The organism is Massilia sp. W12 (assembly GCF_037300705.1).
In the GTDB taxonomy this organism is placed as follows: domain Bacteria; phylum Pseudomonadota; class Gammaproteobacteria; order Burkholderiales; family Burkholderiaceae_D; genus JACPVY01.
In genome coordinates, this window is the sequence record NZ_CP147776.1 from 5,240,069 (window position 1) to 5,258,435 (window position 18,367).

The window sequence follows — 18,367 nt, forward strand, 5'->3', positions numbered from 1 at the left end:
GCTGGCCGTAAGTTGTACCCGTTTTCCTCTCTCTTCCCCTGCCAGCCCGCCGGCTGACAGGGGCTTTTTCCCACTATCCCGCGCTGTCCTCTCTTTACACATCAGGAGCGTCGCATGTCTATCTCACAAGGCCTCGCCGATCTGGCGCAAGCCAGGTTCATGCATTATTTCAGCCAGCCGTTTGAATGCTTGATCCGTCTCTATCTGGCCAAGACATTTTTTTGGGCCGGGCTGAGCAAAGTCGATGACTGGAGCGCCACCCTGGCGCTGTTTTCCGATGAATATCATGTCCCGCTCTTGAGTCCCAGCTTAGCGGCATGGAGCGCCAGTGCGGCGGAATTGCTGCTGCCTGTGCTGCTGGCGGCAGGTTGTTTGAAGCGTCTGGCCGCCTTGGCTCTATTTATGGTGAATGGTGTGGCAGTGCTGGCTTACTACCATGTCTTGCGCGACATGCCTGCTGCCCTGCAAGATCATGTGGAATGGGGTTTGATGCTGCTGGCGCTGGCGGCGTGGCCCGGGCCGCACTGGAATGTGGCGCAATGGATTGGGCCGCGTCAGCAGGTGGCCTGAAGCCGGCCTTAAACCCCGGCCAGCATGCGCGTTAAATCGCCTGCATCCATGTCCCGGCAGAGGCTGGCGGCCTGTCCTGCCCACAGCGGCGAAAAGTCGCCGCGCCCCGCTTTTTCGGCATGCGCGCGCAAGGGTGCAAGGGCGGCGCTGGCGAGCGGAAAGGCGGGCGCGAGCGGATTCAAAGGCCCGAGTTCGCGCATGAGGCGGTTGACGATGCCGCGCGCCGGCCGCCCGGAAAACAGGGTGGTCAGGGCGGTTTCTTGCGCCGCCGCACTGTGCAGGGCGGCGCGATGGGTGGCGCTGGTGTTGGCTTGCGGGGTCAGCAAATAGGCGCTGCCGACTTGCGCCGCGACAGCGCCCAAGGCCAGCGCTGCGCGCACTCCGGCGTGATCGACAATGCCGCCGGCGGCGATGACCGGCACATGCAAATGCTGCGCCAGCAAGCGGGTCAGGGCGAATGTGCCGAGCTGGGTTTGTAAATCCATATCGAGAAACATGCCGCGATGTCCGCCCGCTTCCACGCCCTGGGCGATGACCGCATCCACGCCTTGTTGCTGCAGCCACAGACCTTCCGCCAGGGTGGTGGCGCAAGCCCAGACTTTGCAGCCCAGAGCGCGCACGGCGGCCAACAGATCCGCCGCTGGCAAACCGAAGTGAAAGCTGACGATGGCCGGCGGATGGGCGCGCAAGGCTTCCAGGGCCAGCGCGTCAAACGGCATGCGGGTCGCACCGCCGCTGGCCGGCGCCAAACCGGCTTCTTCGTAATAGGGTTGCAAGGCTTGCTGCCAGGCGGCCAGCCTTGCCTGGTCAGGCGCTGGCATCTGATGGCAAAAGAAATTCACATTAAAGGCTTGCCCGCTGGCGGCCAGCACAGCCAGCTCGGCCTGGATTTGCGCCGGACTCAACATCGCGCAGGGAATTGAGCCCAGGCCGCCGGCGGCGGCTACCGCCAGCGCCAGCTTGCTGTCTTGTGAACCGGCCATCGGGGCCTGGATGATGGGCAGAGCGGCCCCAGGCAAGGTGGAATGTGCGCTCATAGCAATTATTTTTGGCAGAGTTTCAAATTCACCCGGGTCGCCTTGGCCACTTGCAACACCGCATCGATGCGCATTGGCGGCCATTCGTTTTGCAATTGCTCATTGCTCTTGGCCGCAAATTCTTGCAACGGGGCCAGGGTTTGGCGGCAGTCCGCCGCGCTGCCGGCGCGCAACTGGCCGAGCGCCAGATCATTGCGCAGCCAGGCTTTGTCTTCCAGCATCAAAAATTTATCGCATTGCGTCGCCGGGGACAGTTTGGCGACGGCCGCCGGATATTGTTTTTGATCGTACAGCTTTTTGAATTCTTTGCGCAGGCGGCTGATTTCTTTCGCCGTGCATAGCGCCGGCGCGGCCAGATATGTCCCGTCCAGATATGCATTGTGGCCGCAATATGTACGGCAGCTTTCGGTGCTTTCGACCTGCACGGCCCCCGCCACCGGTTTGAAATGGATCACGCAAGGCTTGTCATCGCCCTCCAATTGGGCGCGGCCATCGGCCTGAATCTTGCCTTCCGCATTGCACATATTCAGATTCGCGCTCAGGCTGTTGAGCGCAAACGCACTGTGCGCGCCGCTGCGCTTGACCTCCAGTGCGCCATGCCCGCCCTCGGTGATATACATGCCGGGGGCCGGGGCCGCCGCCTGCGCCGGACTCAGGCTGAAGGCGGCGCACAAGAGCGGAATCAGAAAACGGGACATGGCATAGCTCCTGAAAAAAGATGAATACAGATGCTGTCACGCCTGCCCCATGCTGCGCAAGGGAAATCTGACGTGCGCTTACCAGCCTTTATGCACCATCAGCCAATACACCACCAGCAAGCCGATGAAGGCGGGGAAACCCAGGATTGTCCAGATTTTTTCATAGCGCCAATACAGTGCCGGCAGCGGCTTTTGTTCTGCGGCGGCGATTTGCGCCATATCGCGCATTTTCAATTGCAGCCACACCACCGGCAGCCAGCAGGCGCCGGCCATGGCGTATAAGGCCAGCGAGATGCCGACCCAATAGGCGTTTTGCAAATTCTCCAGCGTGAAACTGAAGCCGCCTGCGCGCAACATCAACCAGCCGGTAATCGGCTGAATAATCACCGCCGGCGTGGTGAACCAGGTGTCGGCTTTCACCACCCAGCGCGAGACAAAGGCAATCGCTTGCACATTGCCGCTGCGGCTGGCGAAGAACATATAAAACGCGGTGCCGAAACCGGTGCCGAACATCAGGGTGGCGGACAGAATGTGCACCCATTTCAACAGTAAGTAATCCATGTTCATGCTCTCATTTCATGATCAGTATTATTTGCGGCCCGGCTGCTGCAGGCAGAGAAAAAGCAGCAAGAGGCCCAGTATCGGCAGGTTTTTGCTCAAGGGGCCAAAGGGGTGGAATAACATGTCCGGCAAGCCGATCGCCAGCGCCAGGCTGTAAAAGCCGACCAGGCCGAGTTGCAGCCACCACAACCAGCGCGCCGGCCGCCACAGCAGCAGCAAGCCGATCGCCGCATCCATCAAACAGGCCGCCGCCAAGGCCGTGGGCGCGAGTGCGGCAGGGATGCCGATTGCTTGCAACCAGGCATGGCTTTGCGCTTGCGGCCAGCCAAACCAGGAAGTCCAGGCCGTCCACAGCCACAACACGGCCAGCAACACACGCAACAATAAACCGGCCCAGCCCCATACCGCCGGCAGCAATAAAGCCGGATGAGCGAAGTTGGCCGGGTCGCGCAGGCTGCGCCCGAGCCAGGCCGCCAGCGGAGCCGGATCGCCGCAGCTGCGCTCGCCCTGCTGCAACATGACCAGCGCATCCGGCGTCAGCGGCGCGCTGGTGAAACGCTCGGCGGCCCAGGCCAAGGGACGCGCCAGCGCAAACGGCATCGACAAAATCAGGCCGGGCAGCGCGCCCATGCCTTGGCGCAAATTGTTGAGATAGTCGCGCAGCAGCATGCGGCGCGGCCCCAGCACCTCCAACCGGCGCGGCGCGGCTTGCGGCGCTTGCAGCAAACGCAAAATGCAGGCGCACAGATCGTCAATATGCACCGGCTGCACCTGGGTGCTGGCGGCCCCCGGCAACATGGCGCATGGCAAACTGGCCAATTGCATAAACATGCGGCTGCTGTCGCCATCGTCGCCATACACCAGGCCGGGACGCAAGATCGTGTAATGCAGGGAAGAAGTTTGCAGCGCGCTTTCGGCTTCGCCTTTGCTGCGCCAATAGCCGGTGGCGGCGTCGGGCGCACTGCCCTGGGCGGAAATCTGGATCACTTGCGCCACGCCGGCGGCTTGCGCGGCGGCGAACAGGGCGCGCGGGGCATTGCTGTGCAGGGCTTGAAAATCGCCGGCGCGCGTTTCACGGATGATGCCGACGCTGTTGATCACCACATCCACTTCTTGCAACAGAGCCGCCCAGTCCGCCGGCGCTTGCATCTGCTGCAAATCGCCAGCCTGCCAGCGCCAGCAGGCCGGATCCGTGCCCGGCAGCGCCTGCGGCGCGCGCCGGCTGATTGCTAACACTTGATGTCCTTGCTGCGTTAATGCATGCAATACATGCCGGCCAATGAAACCGCTGGCGCCGGTTAGCAATATGCGCATTTATTTCTCCAGGTTTTTTTACATCAGTAAATTATATCAGTGCGGCGCCAGCCTTGCCGGGCCGCCAGCAAAGCACGGCTGTGGCGCAGGGGGCGGCTGGTGTATAGTTTTGCCGTCATGAATACACACACCCTCCCCTCTCCCGCGCAGTTTGCGCAGCCGGGCTTTGATCCGGCCACCATCAGCCACGAAGGCCGCATCCGTTATCTGCATCTGGGCAGCAGCTGGATTCAAGGCGCGCTGGACTTGCGCGCGCCGGAACGACTGCAGCTGGAGTATGTGCGCAAAATGATGTGCTGGCAGCTGTTTATGGCGCAACCACGGCATATTGTGCAATTGGGTTTGGGCAGCGGCGCGCTGACCCGCTTTTGTCTGCGCCACTTTCCTGATGCGCGGGTGACGGCGGTGGAATTGAACCCGAATGTGCTGGCGGCATGCCGCGCGCATTTTTTATTGCCTCCGGACGATGCCCGCTTTCAAGTCTGTTTGATGGATGCGGCGGAGTGGGTGACGCGGCCGGATCTGGCGGGGACGGTGGATATTTTGCAAGTGGATATTTACGACGCCGCCGCACGCGGCCCGGCGCGCGATTCTGCAGCGTTTTACGCCGCCTGCCATGCTTGCCTGAGTGAACAGGGGATGCTGGTGGTGAATATTTTCGGCGGCAATTACCAGCAAAATCTGGATCGCCTGGAAGCGCAGTTTGACGCCTGCGTCTGGCTCACGGCGGAAGAAGGTGAAAACCTGGTGGCGCTGGCGTTTAAGCAGGCGCCGCAAGTCGATTTTGCGATTTTATTCGCGCGCGCTGCGCAAATTCACCGCCAGACCGGCTTGCGCGCTAAAGCCTGGGTGCTGGAGTTGAAAGAGTGGATGGCGCAGCAGTGAGGCGCATTACGGCGCGGCATCAGCTGGCGGGCTCGCATCCGGCTGTTGCAAACCGTCAATCTCAGCCCGTAATCGGGCCATGTGCGAATCATCCAGAGTAAATTGCGGCGTTTGCGCCAGATATTGGGTAAAACGTATCCCGAGCCGGTCTTTTTTGCGCAACAGCCAAGCCCATAAAGCCGGCAGCGTGACATAGTAATGCGGGGCGGCGCCATGCAATGCGCCCTGTCCCGCCATCTGCGCGCTGACGCGTTGCTGCTGCGCCGGGGTGCGCAGCTCAGCGGCCTGCAACACATCCGGCCAATACAGCAGCCAGTCGCCGCGCGCATTTTGGCAGGCGCGCAAATGGACTTCATTGAATTCAAAATAGCGCTGCATCCAGACGCGCCGGCTATAAAAGTAGCGCCACAAGGGCCAACTGGCGCCCAGCGCGCATGCCAGCGCTGACATGCCATTGCGCAGCATTGCGCTGCTGAGTTGCTGCGCGCTGGCATAGCCGTTGGCGGCTTCTCCGGCGGGCATGGCCTGCGCATCGAAGGCCATCCAAAAACTGAAGAAACTCACCGGCCAGCAGACCACAGCCAGCACCTCCAGCACAATCAAGAGCAAAAACGGCAGTTGCAACACGCTTGCAGGCGGTGGCGGCATGGCGTCCTCCAAACAGTTTGTGCAGATATGCCGGCCTGCGCCCCGCACAGGCCGGGTGCGGCTTCAGTCAAACTGGCTGAAATCAGGCTTGCGTTTTTGGAAGAAGGCGGTGAAGGCTTCGCGCGCTTCTGCGCCCAACAGCATTTTGCCGAATTGCGGGGTTTCGATATCCAGCGCGGCTTGAATTTGCGGCACGCTGGCGCGTTTCATCAGTTGCTTGGTGGCGCGCAGGCTGGCGGCAGGCAGGCCGACCAGCTTGGCGGCCTGTGCCCGTGCGTGGCTGTGCAATTCCGCCAGCGGCACAACTTTGCTGGCCAGGCCCATGGCGTAGGCTTCTTCCGCGCCAAACGGCTCGCCCAACATCAGCTTTTCCGCTGCGCGCGCATGCCCGGAATACAAGGGCAGCAGCAGCGAAGAGGCGTATTCCGGGCACAAGCCGAGCTGGGCGAACGGTACCGACAGCTTGGCGTTATCGGCCAGATACACCAGATCGCAATGCAACAGCAAGGTCGTACCGATGCCAACGGCATTCCCGGCCACCGCCGCGACGACCGGTTTTTCGCATTGGAACAGGGCTTGCATGAATTGATACACCGGGCGTTCGGTCAGCGGGGTGCTGAGATCGCTCGCGCCCTTCATAAAATCTTCCAGATCATTACCGGCGGTAAACACGGTTTCCTTGCCCTGGATCAAGAGCGCGCGCACGGCCTTGTTGTCGGCGGCGGCGTTGATCTGGTCGGCCAATTCCTGATACATGGCGTTGGTAATCGCATTTTTGCGCTCCGGGCGGTTGAATTCCAGGGTCAAAATGCCATCTGCGATGCTGCTCAAAATATCCATAGATGCTCCAGGGGTGAGTGATGATAGTCAGCGGCGCGCGGCGCCCGACCTTGGCCAGCATTGTTGCACAAAAAATGCCGCCGGCCAGGCTCGCGGAATGGGGGATGGATTCGGTTTTTCTATTGCGCAGAAGCAATCATGATGCGCGCCGCGCGCTGCAAATCCCTTATTTCTTATCAAGCAGCTCCAGCCCCAGCGCATACAGGGCATTTTTCTTGGCCCCGCTGATTTCCGCCGCCATTTGCGCCGCCTGCTTCAAACTGCAATGCTGCAGCAAGATCTGCAACACCCTTTGCCCTTCAAGCAGGGCGGCGTCCTGCTCCGCTGTTGCGCCTTGCAGCACAATCACATATTCGCCTTTTTCTCTTTCGGGACGCGCGTTCAGCCATTCCAGGGCGTTTTGCAAAGGGCCGCGCCAGATTTCTTCAAACATCTTGCTGATTTCACGGGCCAGCACAATTTCCCGTTCATTTTCAAATATCTGTCCGATTGCCTGAACAGTTTCTAAAATGCGGTGCGGCGCCTCATAAAACACCAGGCTGGCGGACAAATGGCGCAAGGCGCGCAAAGCATTTTCTCTTTGATTATTTTTAACCGGTAAAAAACCGGCAAAATAAAATGCGCCATCCGGCATGCCGGCAGCGGATAAGGCGCTGACAGCCGCGCAAGCGCCCGGCAGCGGCAAGACGCGGATGCCGGCGGCATGTGCGGCGGCGACGATTTTGGCCCCGGGGTCAGACACAGCGGGCGTGCCGGCGTCAGAAATCAGGGCGATACGCTGGCCGGCCTGCAGGCGGCTGAGCAGTTTTTGCGCGGCCTCCTGTTCGTTGTGCTGGTGCGCCGCCAGCAAGGGGGTATGAATCCCGTAACGCGCCAGCAATTGGCCGGAACTGCGCGTATCTTCGCAGGCGATGGCGTCCATGGCCGCCAGCGCCTGCAAGGCGCGCACGCTGATGTCGCACAGATTACCGATTGGCGTGGCCACCACATATAATGTCGCGGCGGGATAGGTTTGGCGGGCGCATTCCTGCGCCAGACGCTGTAAGCAGTCGGCAATGTCAGGTAATGCGCTGCTGGATTCTTCAGGGATGCTCATGGTGGAGGGCAACGTGGCAAATTTGATACAAAAAATAGCAGCCGGCTGGCTGCTGGCGCTGGGCTGCGTGTGTGCGCAGGCTAACACGGCAGACGCCGGCGACGCAAACAAAGACGCGCCGCCCGAAGTGCGCACCTTCTCCGTGCCGCAGCCCAGCAGCAGCGCCCCGGCCCCCGCCGCCGCGCCAGCCCCCGCCGCCGCCGCTCCGGCAGAACGCCCCCCGCGCCGCATCGCCCTGCTGCTGCCGCTGCACTCGGAAAATCTGGGCCAGGTGGCCGAGGTTTTGCGCCAGGGCTTTATGGCCGCGCATGAGATCCAAAGCGATGGCGTGCTGGTGAATGTGGTCGAGAGTGGCGAGAACGGGGCGGATGTGCTGGACAATTATCAGCTCGCGCTGTCGCAACATGATGTGATTGTCGGCCCCTTGTCGCGCGCCGGGGTGGAAACCCTGATCGCCAGCGGCGGCCTGTCGAAACCCACGCTGGCCTTGAACTATCCTGAAAAAATCAGCGAACGTCTGCCCCACAATCTCTTGCTGATGGGTTTATCGCTGGAAGATGAGGCGCGCCAAAGCGCGCAATGGGCGGCGCAAAACCTGCCCAAAGGCGCGCGCGCGCTGGTGTTGTCCTCGAATATCGCGTGGCAGCGGCGCGCCGCCAAAGCCTTTGCCCTGCAATGGCAAAAACTGGGCATGGAGGCGCTGCAGCAGGAAATCTGGAGCAGTTCCGGCTTTCTCAGCGCGGCCGGGCTGGAACAACTCAAAAAACGCTTGAGCAGCGAGAAACTGCAACTGATTTATATCGCGCTGGACGCCGAGCAAACGCGCCAGCTGCGCAATCTGCTGCCGCCGGAATTGCCGCAGTACGGCAGCTCGCAATTAAACCGCATCGCTCTGCAAGATCAGGAACACGCCGACCCGGCGCTGTTTCTGGACGGCGTGCGGGTACTCGATATTCCCTGGCAATTTCAGCGCGACCATGCGGCGGTGATGGTTTATCCGCGTCTGCTGCAAAACGCCGAGCAAAAACGCAGCGCCGATCTGGAGCGCCTGTATGGTCTGGGAATTGACGCCTACCGCATCGCGCGCGTGCTGGCTTTGCAAACCGGCCAGGCGCTCGAATTGGATGGCGTGACGGGCCGGCTGCAGGTCAAAGTGAATAAAAACGGTTTCAGTTTTGAACGCCAGTTGCCGCAGGCGGTGTTCCGCCAGGGCGTATTGCAAAACCATGGCCTGCCGCAACTGGGCCCGTAATGGATTGGCTGGCGCTGTGGCGGCGTGTGTGGCCGCAAGCCCGTGCGGGCAACGCTGGCGCGCAGGCCGAAGACGCCGCCTTGCGCTGGCTGCAGCAACGCGGTTTGCGCCTGCTGACGCGCAATTACCGCTGCCGGCGCGGCGAAATCGATCTGGTGATGCAAGATGGCGCGTGTGTGGTGTTTGTCGAAGTGCGGCAGCGCAGCAGCGCCTGGGCCGGCGGCGCCGCCGCCAGTGTGGATCGGGCCAAACAGCGCCGCTTGCAAGCGGCGGCGGCGCATTGGCTGCAGCGCCAAAAGCGCATGCCAAACTGCCGTTTCGACTTGCTCGCACTCGATGGCGAACAAGTGCAATGGATCAAAAATATAATTCAGGCAGAATAGGGGCTGTGCTTGATTTTCAGGTTTGCTGAGCAGCCCGCAATTAAATGGAAAATTATGATTAATCACCGCATCCTTGGTCACTTCCACGAAAGTGCCGAACTCAAAATTCAAGCCGCTTCCACCCTGGCGCCGGCGATTGCGCAAGCGGTAGATCTGATGTTTGCCGCGCTCTCCAACGGCAATAAGATTCTGGCTTGCGGCAATGGCGGCTCGGCTGCCGATGCGCAACACTTCGCCGCCGAGCTGGTAGGCCGCTTTGAACGCGAGCGCCTGCCCCTGCCGGCGCTCTCGCTGTCCACCGACACCTCGATTTTGACGGCGGTCGCGAATGACTATTCTTTCCGCGATATTTTCGCCAAGCAAGTGCAGGCGCTCGGGCAGCCGGGCGATGTGCTGCTGGCCATCACCACCTCCGGCAATTCTGAAAATGTGATTGCGGCGGTGGAAGAAGCGCTGGAGCGCGATATGCGTGTGGTGGCGCTGACCGGCAAGGGCGGCGGCCGCATGGCGCAATTGATCACCGACGCCGATGTCCATTTGTGCGTGCCGCATGAGCGCACCGCACGCATTCAGGAAGTGCATCTGTTGACCTTGCACTGTCTGTGCGATGGCATCGACGTCGCGCTGTTTGGAGGAGATGTGCATGAATAACATGGCAAAACGCTGGCTGCGCGGCGCGGCTGCGCTGGCGCTGGCGCTGCAATTGGGCGGCTGCGTCGAAGTGGTGGTGGGCAGCGCGGTGGTGGGCGGTATGGCCGCCACCGACCGCCGCACCCTGGGCGCGCAGACCGAGGACAACAGCCTGACTTTGCGCGGCGAAGCGCTGGCGGCCAAGGCGGGTGAAGGCAATCACATCAATGTCAGCAGTTATAACCGGCGCATTTTGCTGTCCGGCGAAGTGAAAGACGCGCAAACCAAGAGCAAGATTGAAGAACAAATGCGCAAGCTGGAAGGCGCGCTGGATGTCTTGAATCATCTGGAAGTATCCGGCGCCTCCAGCCTGGCTTCGCGCTCTTCTGATGCGCTGATCACCGGCAAAATCAAAACCGGCTTGCTGGCGAATAAGCAATTGCAGGCGAATTCGGTGAAAGTGGTGACGGAGCGCGGCACGGTTTATTTGCTGGGCCGGGTCACGGAAGCAGAAGGCGCTCAAATCGCTGACATCGCGCGCAGCGCCAGCGGGGTGCAAAAAGTGCTGAAGCTGTTTGAATATATCAGCGAAGAAGAAAGAAAACGCTTAACGCCGCAAAACACATCAGGAACCGCACAATGATGATGCGCAGACAATTTATCGGCGCGCTTGCCTTGAGCGCACTGACGCCGCTGGCGCTGGCGCAGCAAACCACAGCCGCCAGCGCGCCCACGGTGCGGGTGGTATACCACGTCGCAGACGGCATCGAACAGGCGCAGCGTGCGCTGGGCAATATGCGCAATCATTTGCTGGCCGAACCCGGCCACAAGCTGGTGCTGGTGGCGCTGAGCGGCGGCATTGATTTTCTGCTGGAAGGCGCGCGCGACACCTATGGCAATCCATTTGATGCACGCATCGCCTGGCTGGCGCAGCAGGGGGTGGAGTTCAAGGTGTGCAATAACACCCTGAGAAACATGAAGTTGGATCCTTCCAAGCTGGTGCTGGAAGCGAAACTCGTCACTTCCGGGGTGGCTGAAATCGCCCGCTTGCAAGCGCGTGAGCAATACGTCTATATCCGCCCCTGAGTCTTACAAACCCTCGACCAGGCGCATCGCAAACACCATCGGCAAGCCGACTTCAATCACGCGCCGCGCCGCGCCGCTGATGTCGTAGGGCACGCGGAAAAATTGCAGCATGCCGCTCTGGTCGTCATACAAGGCGTAACTGGCGGAAGTATTGCCGTCGCGCGGCTGGCCGCAGGAGCCGGGAATCGCCAGGTATTGATGTTGCGCGCGGATCGGGTGCACGCTTTCCGGCGCCGGAATATGGCCGCCGCTCTTGCCATCCTGCGCAATGCGGTACAGCGCCGGCATATGCACATGGCCGGAAAAAATCAGGCGGCATTCGGTGGCCTGCATGCTGCGCACGGCGTCTTCCAGGGTATTCACATAAATCCATTCCTGCGGCTCATAAGCGCTGGCGTGCACATACAGCACGCCGCTGTCGCGGATTTGCAGCGGCAGTTTGCGCAGGAAATCGAGTTGCTCGGGATTTAAATGGTTGCGCGTCCAGTCTATCGCCTCGCGCGCTTCGGCATGCATCTGCTTGCGCTCTTCCACTGCGGCGGCGTAGTCATGATTGCCCATCACCACCAGCGCGCCGCGTGCGGCATAGTGCATGACGGTGTCCACCACCCAGCCGGGATCGCCGCCATAGCCCACCAAATCGCCCAAAAACGCATAACGCCCGGCTTGGCGTTGCGCGGCATGCGCCAGACAGGCTTCCAGCGCCTGCCGGTTGGCGTGCACATCGGTCAAAATCGCTGTCAACATCGTTCGCTCATCAGGTCGGCTTGATATAAAAATCTTACACTGCTGCAAGCCCGGGCGCCACTGCATAGATGGCCTTGCATGCAGACAAACGATCAATGGCGTAAATCAGGGGGATGAGTGGCGCGGCTGGCGGCGCAATCCCTGCGCCCATCAGCGCTGCGCGGTTGCCATGGCGCGCTTTTTCGGGGATAATCCGGCCCCGTTTTCCATGAACCATCAACCCCGGAACTGCCATGACTGATAGCGCCCGCCCCGACTTGCCCGACCGCCTTTCGATTGACCCGACCAGCCCGCACCATGTGGCCGCTGTGTTTGAACATGAGATCGGCATCCGCCACAACGGTAAAGAACGTTTTGACGTGGAAGAATATTGCATCAGCGAAGGCTGGATCAAGGTGGCGGCAGGCAAAACGCGCGACCGCAAAGGCCGTCCGATGTTGATCAAGCTCAAGGGCGTGGTGGAAGCGTTTTACCGCTGAGGCGCGGCGCGCCGGCGGCGCTTCAACCCGTCGCCGTTTCAAAGCGCAGCACATTGCGGCCGGCGCGTGAAAATTCGACCCCGACCAGCACAATCGGCACGCCCTGGTTGCGGTATTTGTCAGCATAGGCGCGCGCTTGCAGCTGCTGCAACGCTGCGCCCTCCGGCTGCAATTCCACCACTTTGAATTCAAACAGATAAATCCGCTCAGGCAGCTTGACTGTCATATCGATGCGGCCATGATTGGTGGCGTCCTCCACCACAATCTCATAACCCAGCGCCGCAAAATAGCTGTAAAACACGCTGGCGTAAAATCCCTCGTATTCGGCAATCGGATTATTCACAAACCAGTGATAGGGAATGCTGGCGAAAAAAGCTTGAAACAGCCCCTGCAGCGCCGTCAGATCGTTGCGGCTGAGCATCTGCTCCAGTTGCAAGCGCTGCCGGTTGCTTTTGCGCATATCGCCGGTATACGCCGCCAGCAAATGGCTGTTAAGACTGATTTCGACTTCCAGATTCGGATACCCCAGCGTGTAAGCCCAGGGGCCAGAGGGTAATTGGCGCGCGGAACGGATTGTCAGATATCCGGTTTGAAACAGCAGCGCCTCGGGCGTAATCTGGTCAACGTCAAAGCTGGAAATCAGTTCGGAACCAACTTCCATGCGGGCCAGCTCAGGGGTGAAAAATCCGCTGTGCGCCATCAACCTGGTTAAAAAGGTGGGCGTGCCGGTTTCAAACCACCAGGTTTGGAACTCGCGGCGGTCAAACAAGAGCAATAAATCAAAGGGGTTATAGACCGCTTCGCCGCGCCAGTTGTAACCGTTATACCAGCGCCTTATCTGCTCCCGCTCCAAGCCTTCCAGCTCCGGCGCAAACACCGTCTCCACCTCGCGCTCGGTATAACCGCACAGGGCCGACCAAGCCGGATCCAGGGTGATATCTTTCAAATTATTCAGACCGGAAAACAGACTGACTTTGGAAAATTTGGACACCCCGGTCAGCATCACAAAGCGCAAATGCGCATCCAGCCCCTTGAGCACGCCGTACAGGGTTTTGAGCTGATTGCGGATTGCCTGCGCCAGTTCTGACTGCTCAATATTGTCCAGAATCGGCTTGTCATATTCATCAATCAAGACCACCACGGTTTGCCCGCTTTGCTGATGCAAACGCAAAATCAAGTCACGCAAGCGTCCCCGATGATCGGTATAGCGCGCAGGCAGTGCGAATTGGCGCTCGTAATCATCGAATTGCTGTTTGACGGAGGCGTCCAAATCCTCCAGACTGTTCAAGGTGTCGCCGCTGAAGTCGATGCGCAGCACCGGATGGGGACAAGACCAATCCCATTGATCTTGGATCTCCAGCCCTTGAAACAACGCTTGATTACACTCAAAAATTTCTTTGATGCTGTCGAGCATCAGACTTTTACCAAAACGCCGGGGACGGGACAAGAAGTAATACTTACCTTGTTGAATCAAGTTGGCAAACATGCCGGTTTTATCGGCATAATAAAATCCTTCGCTGATGATATTGGACAGCGAGGAAATGCCAATCGGCAGTTTTTTGCGGTTCTGGTTCATATCAGGCATGGTGATCCATCATCAAAGCGCATCCTTCGCCCGACTGATTATAGCTTGCGCCGGCAACTGCAGCCGCGCCAAATAGGGACTTTGCTGCGCCGCTTCCGCCGGCGTCAGCAGCCATAATTCCTGCTGCGCGCGCGTGATCGCGACATAAAAACGGTTTTCCTCTTCCCAGGCCGCCTCGCCTTTGCGCGGAAAAACGTGTTGCGCCAAAAAAGGCAGAATCACACAGGGATATTCCTTGCCTTTGATGGCGTCCACGGTGGCCAGGGTCAAGGTGTGGCGTTCTTTTTTTTGCGCCAGCTGCCATTCTGTTTCGCCCAGCCAGGCGCAAAACGCATGCACATCCTGCTGCCGCCAGGCGGCCAGCGCTTGCAAGCTGTCGAGCGTGGCGGCGACGCTGTCGGCCTGCGCCCGCTCCAGATACAAACGGCGCGCCACTTGCTGCGGCTGCAGCAGCTGGTATACATGCTGCAACACTTGCGCCGCCGGCGTATCCGGGGCCAGGCTGCGCAAATAGTCCCAGGCTTGGCGCATAGCTTGCGCTGACGGGCCGTTTTGGCGCAACAACACGCCTTCAAAAAACCAGTCCAGCGCCTGCGGCTGATTGATCAGGGTATGCCAGGATTTTTTCCACTCCTGATACTCCTCCGGCCCGTATTGCACTTCAGCATAGGTCAGCAAGGCGTCCACAATCGCTTCACGCGAACTTTTCAGCTTGACCGTATCCAGATTGCGCAAACCCGCCGCCAGCATGCCGCGCATGGCCAACACTTCCAGACGCAGCAGGAAGGATTCCATGCCGTCCACGCGCCAGGCATGGCCATGCAGCGCCAGTGCGGCTTCCAAAAACACGGATTGCCCCGGCTCGCGCAACAAAATCGCGACTTCCTCGGCCTCCCCTTCCGCCTGCAGCCAGGCGCGCAACGCTTGCACGCATTGCACCCCTGCATCTTGCGCCGTTGCGTAGCTGCGCAGATGAATCGCGGTGCTGTCGCCCAGCATGGAGGTATTGGCTTTGCGTTTGAAATGGGACACCGCCTGCGCCAGCGTGTCGCCGTAACGGAAGCAGGCTGTGAGCGGATATTCTTTGATGCGCGGCCAGGCCTGGCGCAAACGTTCCTGCATAAAGCTGTGATCCGCACCGCGCCAGCCATAAATCACCTGATCGCGGTCGCCGGCGCCGCAAAAAAACGCATTCCCGCGCGCCACCAGCGCCAGCAGGATGCGGCAACAGGCTTCGTTCAAATCGTGCATTTCATCGCATAGCACCATTTGCCATTGCGGCAGCTGGACTTGGACATCGGGCTGTTGCAGCAAGCGGCAGGCCAGATCAAAGCTGGCGTCGCCGGGGCCGCGAAATTCCGGCCAGTCCTCCGCCCCGCGCAGGGCCTCATACTCCAGATACCAGTGATAGCCGGTAAGCGGAATGTTCAAAGCATAGGCGCATTCTTCCGCGCTATAACCTTCGCGGTCGAGCATGGGCAGGGCCAAACGCGCTTTCAGGTTTTCCTGCAGACGCAAAAACTGATGCACCGCCAGATTGGTGAAATTGGCATCCAGATCCGGGTGATGCACGCTGTCGCAGACTTGCTCCAGCGCGCGCACGGCATACGCCTGCAAATCCTCTTCCTGCGGCAACACAGGGCATTCGCTGCCTTCCAGGTTTTGCAAAATCTGATGCGCCAGTTGTTCAAAGGTGGCGATGCGTATTTCGCGCACGCGCGCAGCAGGCACGCCGAGTTTGATCAAGCGCTGTTGCATCACATCGCGCGCGGCCTCGGTCATGGTGAGGGCTAAAATCGACTGCGCCGGCACGCCGCGCACCAGCGATTCGGCGATGCGCAACGCCAGCGTGGTGGTTTTGGCCGCGCCTGCATTGGCTTGAATCAGGATTTCGCGCTGGGTTGCGCATTGAATCGCGCTTTGTTCAGCGGTGGGCGTAATGCCGCGCGGACGGAATTTCGGGGTTTGCATGGTTCAAGCTGACGCCGGGATAAACAAAGCCGCTATCATCGCACAGCCAGACGCCATCACACTTCGTATCGCAACATCCGCCCGCTCTGTTGCGCCAAACCATGCCTGCGCTATGGAAAAATCAATCCAAAGCGCACAAGCCGGCTGACACATTGGCCTCCAGTCAAGCACACCCTTTTCCCGCCGTCAGCTTTGTGGGATACTGGCCTTCCCCCGCCCAGCCGGGCATGCATCTGCGTCGTGTTGCACCCATTCAAAGGAAGCATGATGAGCCAGCAGACTGTTTTCACCCACGTAGGCTTGTATGGACAGACCGCGCAGGAAGCGCCGGACCGCCCCGGCCCTATCCCGCAAGATTTCACTTTTAATTCCCTGGTCGGCTGTGCGCTCGATAGCGCAGGCCGGGTCTGGGTGTGCGATACCGGCAACGACCGCGTGCTGGTGCTGGATCAGCAATTAGGCCAGATCCTGCGCGTGCTGAATTTCCCGCAGGCCGGGGCCAAAGGCGGCGGCGGCGTGCATTTCCGCATGCCCTTCCATGTCTGCCGCCATCCGGTGAAAAATCTGATGTACATCACCGATATGGGCAATTCGCGCGTGGTGGTGATGGAATATGACGCCAAACAGATCAGCTTTTCGCATGTATTCGGCAATGTGCTGTCAAATGGCGGCCTGCCCTTGCAAGATCCGAATGGGATTACCGTGGTGCGCGACGCCAAGGGCAAGTATTTTGTGCATGTGAATGATGAATTTTTCCATACCCCGGCTGATCCGCGCCGCAACCGCTGCGTGCGCTTCACCGAGGCGGGCGAGTATGTGAATGAATTCCGCACCATGATCAATCCGGATGGCACGCGCCATGATTTGTACTGGCCGCAGGGCTTGAGTTCGGATCATCGCGGCAATCTGTATCTGGCCAATACCGGCAGTTATGAGATTTTGAAGTGCGACGCCAACGCCAAAGTGGATGCGGATTATTGCATCCATGCCGAAAGACCGGTGGTGCAACACCGCTTCGGCCAGCCGCGCGGCATGGGGACGATGAATATCATGCGCGATGTCAGCGTGGTTGGCGAATATGTGTTCGTGCCCGATCAAACCCTGAACACAATTTCGGTGTATGACCTGGATGGCCGTTTGCTGACCCATTTATGCGGCGTCAAGCGGGTCTGGAACCATGGCAATATCACGCTGAATTCACCGACCGACCCGGTATATTACTTTGAAGAAAATAATATGCTGCTCAATCCGTATGTGATTTGCGGCGGCGAGGCGCCGGATATCTACTATGTCACGGAACCCTTCACTTCGCGTTTGCTGAAATTGCGCATCCCGCAGATGAAGGGAAAAATGGCGCAAATGAGTTTGCTGGGCGCACTTGGCGCGCGCCGCAATCAGCCGGGTGACGCGCATACCGATCCGCAATTCAATGTGGTCAGCGCGGTCGAGGAATTTAAACCGCAACGGCTGTTGAAACCGACCGTGCTGGGCAATCCGGCGCAGGAGTGGCAAACCCTGCAAGAGTTGCCGCCCTGGTTTAAATACAATCCCTGGGAGTGGGCGTATCTGGCCTGGGCGGCGGTCAGCACCAGCCTGTACGCCGCCAGCGCCGGGATCTGGATGGATTATTGGCTCAGCCTGGGCCAAAAGCAGCAGGCGCGCAGCCTGCGCTTGAATCTGGACGCGGGCAATTGGGCGCTGCGCGCCTATCTGGAAGAAAAAGACGGTTTTCAGCCGGTGCGCGAGCCGATTCAATTCGGCCCCTTCGCAGCGGGCAATATCTCGCTCACGCTGCATTACCCGCAACAGCCTTTGTTGGGGCAAATCTGTCCCGGCACCCCGATTTTGCTGACAGCGAATTTTGATTTCGGCATGGTTTCGATGTATCAGCTGACGCCTTCCGGCAGCTGGATCAATTACGGCCTGCCGTTTGGCATCTATGGTCAGGCCGATGGTTGCATGCGCGGGCCGCAAGGGATGGCGGTGAGCGATGATGGCCAGATTTTCATCGCCGACTCTTTAAACGACCGCATCGCCAAATGGCAATTGCTGCAAACCGGGCAAGTGGTGTTCATCAAAAACTTTGTCTGGCAAGCTGAGCACAAAGGGCCGCAACGCGTGTTCACCCCGGTCGATGTGGCGCTGGATGGCGCGCGCCGACTGTTTGTCACTGATCAATTCAATAACCGGATTTGCGTCTTTGATATGCAGGGCAATTCGCTGTGGAGTTATGGGCGTGAGGGCTATTGGCAGGAGGGGCAGCCGGATGGCGACCATTTCATGCTGCCGACCAGTCTGGCGATTGATGAGGAATTTTTGATTTTGAATGATTTGGTCAATCGCGCCCTGAAGCTGTTCCGCATCCGTGAAAAAACCTTGGAATTCATGGGCGGGATATCGCTGTTCAAGCTGCATTTGCAGGATGGCGGCGTATGGATGCCTTACTTCATGTGCGCGCGCGACGGCGAGGTGTATATCGCTGATTCGACGTATAACGTGGTGCAGGTGTTCAGGTATTGAGTTGATCTCGTGTCATCATGGCAAATACGGCCCGGCATATGTTGGCGGGTCGAGCCTGAGGCTTT

19 protein-coding genes are annotated in these 18,367 nt (G+C 59.6%); 9 read left to right on the forward strand and 10 right to left on the reverse strand.

The annotated features are described in order from the left end of the window. The first annotated feature begins 114 nt into the window (after window positions 1-114). Window positions 115-570: a DoxX family protein gene (locus tag V8J88_RS21530; protein ID WP_338846328.1), complete on the forward strand. Its 456-nt coding sequence runs from the start codon at window positions 115-117 to the stop codon at window positions 568-570. 8 nt (window positions 571-578) lie between these two features. Here V8J88_RS21530 and V8J88_RS21535 read toward each other — a convergent pair whose 3' ends face one another. The 4 genes from V8J88_RS21535 to V8J88_RS21550 form a co-directional block, all read right to left on the reverse strand. Next, complete coding sequence (locus tag V8J88_RS21535) at window positions 579-1,607, reverse strand: nitronate monooxygenase (RefSeq protein ID WP_338846329.1); 1,029 nt, start codon at window positions 1,605-1,607, stop codon at window positions 579-581. Between the two features lie 5 nt (window positions 1,608-1,612). Beyond that, window positions 1,613-2,305, reverse strand: coding sequence for a hypothetical protein (locus V8J88_RS21540; RefSeq protein ID WP_338846330.1), 693 nt, complete (start codon window positions 2,303-2,305; stop codon window positions 1,613-1,615). Window positions 2,306-2,383: 78 nt separating this feature from the next. Then, on the reverse strand, window positions 2,384-2,866 hold the full coding sequence (locus V8J88_RS21545; protein ID WP_338846331.1) for a DUF2269 domain-containing protein: 483 nt from the start codon (window positions 2,864-2,866) through the stop codon (window positions 2,384-2,386). A gap of 27 nt (window positions 2,867-2,893) precedes the next feature. Further along, window positions 2,894-4,180 carry an SDR family oxidoreductase gene (locus V8J88_RS21550; RefSeq protein ID WP_338846332.1) on the reverse strand — a complete coding sequence of 429 codons (1,287 nt, stop codon included), beginning with the start codon at window positions 4,178-4,180 and terminating at the stop codon, window positions 2,894-2,896. A 117-nt stretch (window positions 4,181-4,297) separates the two neighbouring features. Here V8J88_RS21550 and V8J88_RS21555 point away from each other — a divergent pair, with 117 nt between their 5' ends. Continuing rightward, window positions 4,298-5,065 carry a spermidine synthase gene (locus tag V8J88_RS21555; protein ID WP_338846333.1) on the forward strand — a complete coding sequence of 256 codons (768 nt, stop codon included), beginning with the start codon at window positions 4,298-4,300 and terminating at the stop codon, window positions 5,063-5,065. Window positions 5,066-5,071: 6 nt separating this feature from the next. Here V8J88_RS21555 and V8J88_RS21560 read toward each other — a convergent pair whose 3' ends face one another. The 3 genes from V8J88_RS21560 to rsmI all read right to left on the reverse strand — a co-directional run bounded on the left by V8J88_RS21560 (window position 5,072) and on the right by rsmI (window position 7,649). Then, window positions 5,072-5,713 (reverse strand): hypothetical protein, encoded by a 642-nt coding sequence (locus V8J88_RS21560; RefSeq protein WP_338846334.1) that lies wholly within the window; start codon window positions 5,711-5,713, stop codon window positions 5,072-5,074. A gap of 63 nt (window positions 5,714-5,776) precedes the next feature. Continuing rightward, entirely contained in the window at window positions 5,777-6,553 is a 777-nt protein-coding gene (locus V8J88_RS21565; protein ID WP_338846335.1) for an enoyl-CoA hydratase, read from the reverse strand. Between the two features lie 166 nt (window positions 6,554-6,719). Beyond that, complete coding sequence (rsmI, locus tag V8J88_RS21570; RefSeq protein WP_338846336.1) at window positions 6,720-7,649, reverse strand: 16S rRNA (cytidine(1402)-2'-O)-methyltransferase; 930 nt, start codon at window positions 7,647-7,649, stop codon at window positions 6,720-6,722. A 13-nt stretch (window positions 7,650-7,662) separates the two neighbouring features. On the opposite strand from rsmI, the gene V8J88_RS21575 reads away from it, so the two are divergent. The 5 genes from V8J88_RS21575 to V8J88_RS21595 are packed head-to-tail and all read left to right on the forward strand — an operon-like array spanning window position 7,663 to window position 11,000. After that, window positions 7,663-8,901, forward strand: a complete 1,239-nt coding sequence (locus V8J88_RS21575; RefSeq protein ID WP_338846337.1) for a penicillin-binding protein activator — start codon at window positions 7,663-7,665, stop codon at window positions 8,899-8,901. Beyond that, window positions 8,901-9,284 carry a YraN family protein gene (locus V8J88_RS21580; RefSeq protein ID WP_338846338.1) on the forward strand — a complete coding sequence of 128 codons (384 nt, stop codon included), beginning with the start codon at window positions 8,901-8,903 and terminating at the stop codon, window positions 9,282-9,284. The genes V8J88_RS21575 and V8J88_RS21580 overlap by 1 nt, the downstream gene beginning before the upstream one ends. Before the next feature lie 54 nt (window positions 9,285-9,338). Beyond that, window positions 9,339-9,935 carry a phosphoheptose isomerase gene (locus tag V8J88_RS21585; RefSeq protein WP_338846339.1) on the forward strand — a complete coding sequence of 199 codons (597 nt, stop codon included), beginning with the start codon at window positions 9,339-9,341 and terminating at the stop codon, window positions 9,933-9,935. After that, on the forward strand, window positions 9,928-10,557 hold the full coding sequence (locus tag V8J88_RS21590; RefSeq protein WP_338846340.1) for a BON domain-containing protein: 630 nt from the start codon (window positions 9,928-9,930) through the stop codon (window positions 10,555-10,557). Before V8J88_RS21585 ends, V8J88_RS21590 begins: the two co-directional genes overlap by 8 nt. Window positions 10,558-10,559: 2 nt before the next feature. Then, on the forward strand, window positions 10,560-11,000 hold the full coding sequence (locus V8J88_RS21595; protein ID WP_338849951.1) for a DsrE family protein: 441 nt from the start codon (window positions 10,560-10,562) through the stop codon (window positions 10,998-11,000). 3 nt (window positions 11,001-11,003) lie between these two features. Here the strand turns inward: V8J88_RS21595 and V8J88_RS21600 are convergent, their stop codons facing one another. Continuing rightward, a complete protein-coding gene (locus V8J88_RS21600; protein ID WP_338846341.1) occupies window positions 11,004-11,747 on the reverse strand; it encodes a metallophosphoesterase family protein in 744 nt (247 codons plus the stop codon). 233 nt (window positions 11,748-11,980) lie between these two features. Between V8J88_RS21600 and V8J88_RS21605 the strand changes: the two genes are divergently transcribed. Then, window positions 11,981-12,226, forward strand: a complete 246-nt coding sequence (locus V8J88_RS21605) for a DUF3297 family protein (RefSeq protein ID WP_338846342.1) — start codon at window positions 11,981-11,983, stop codon at window positions 12,224-12,226. A 22-nt stretch (window positions 12,227-12,248) separates the two neighbouring features. Here the strand turns inward: V8J88_RS21605 and V8J88_RS21610 are convergent, their stop codons facing one another. Together V8J88_RS21610 and V8J88_RS21615 are read right to left on the reverse strand one after the other, a co-directional pair. Next, a complete protein-coding gene (locus V8J88_RS21610; protein ID WP_338846343.1) occupies window positions 12,249-13,811 on the reverse strand; it encodes an ATP-binding protein in 1,563 nt (520 codons plus the stop codon). 12 nt (window positions 13,812-13,823) lie between these two features. Continuing rightward, window positions 13,824-15,782: an ATP-dependent helicase gene (locus tag V8J88_RS21615; protein ID WP_338846345.1), complete on the reverse strand. Its 1,959-nt coding sequence runs from the start codon at window positions 15,780-15,782 to the stop codon at window positions 13,824-13,826. Window positions 15,783-16,046: 264 nt separating this feature from the next. Here V8J88_RS21615 and V8J88_RS21620 point away from each other — a divergent pair, with 264 nt between their 5' ends. Then, window positions 16,047-18,302, forward strand: a complete 2,256-nt coding sequence (locus V8J88_RS21620; protein WP_338846346.1) for an NHL repeat-containing protein — start codon at window positions 16,047-16,049, stop codon at window positions 18,300-18,302. Window positions 18,303-18,367: the final 65 nt, after the last annotated feature.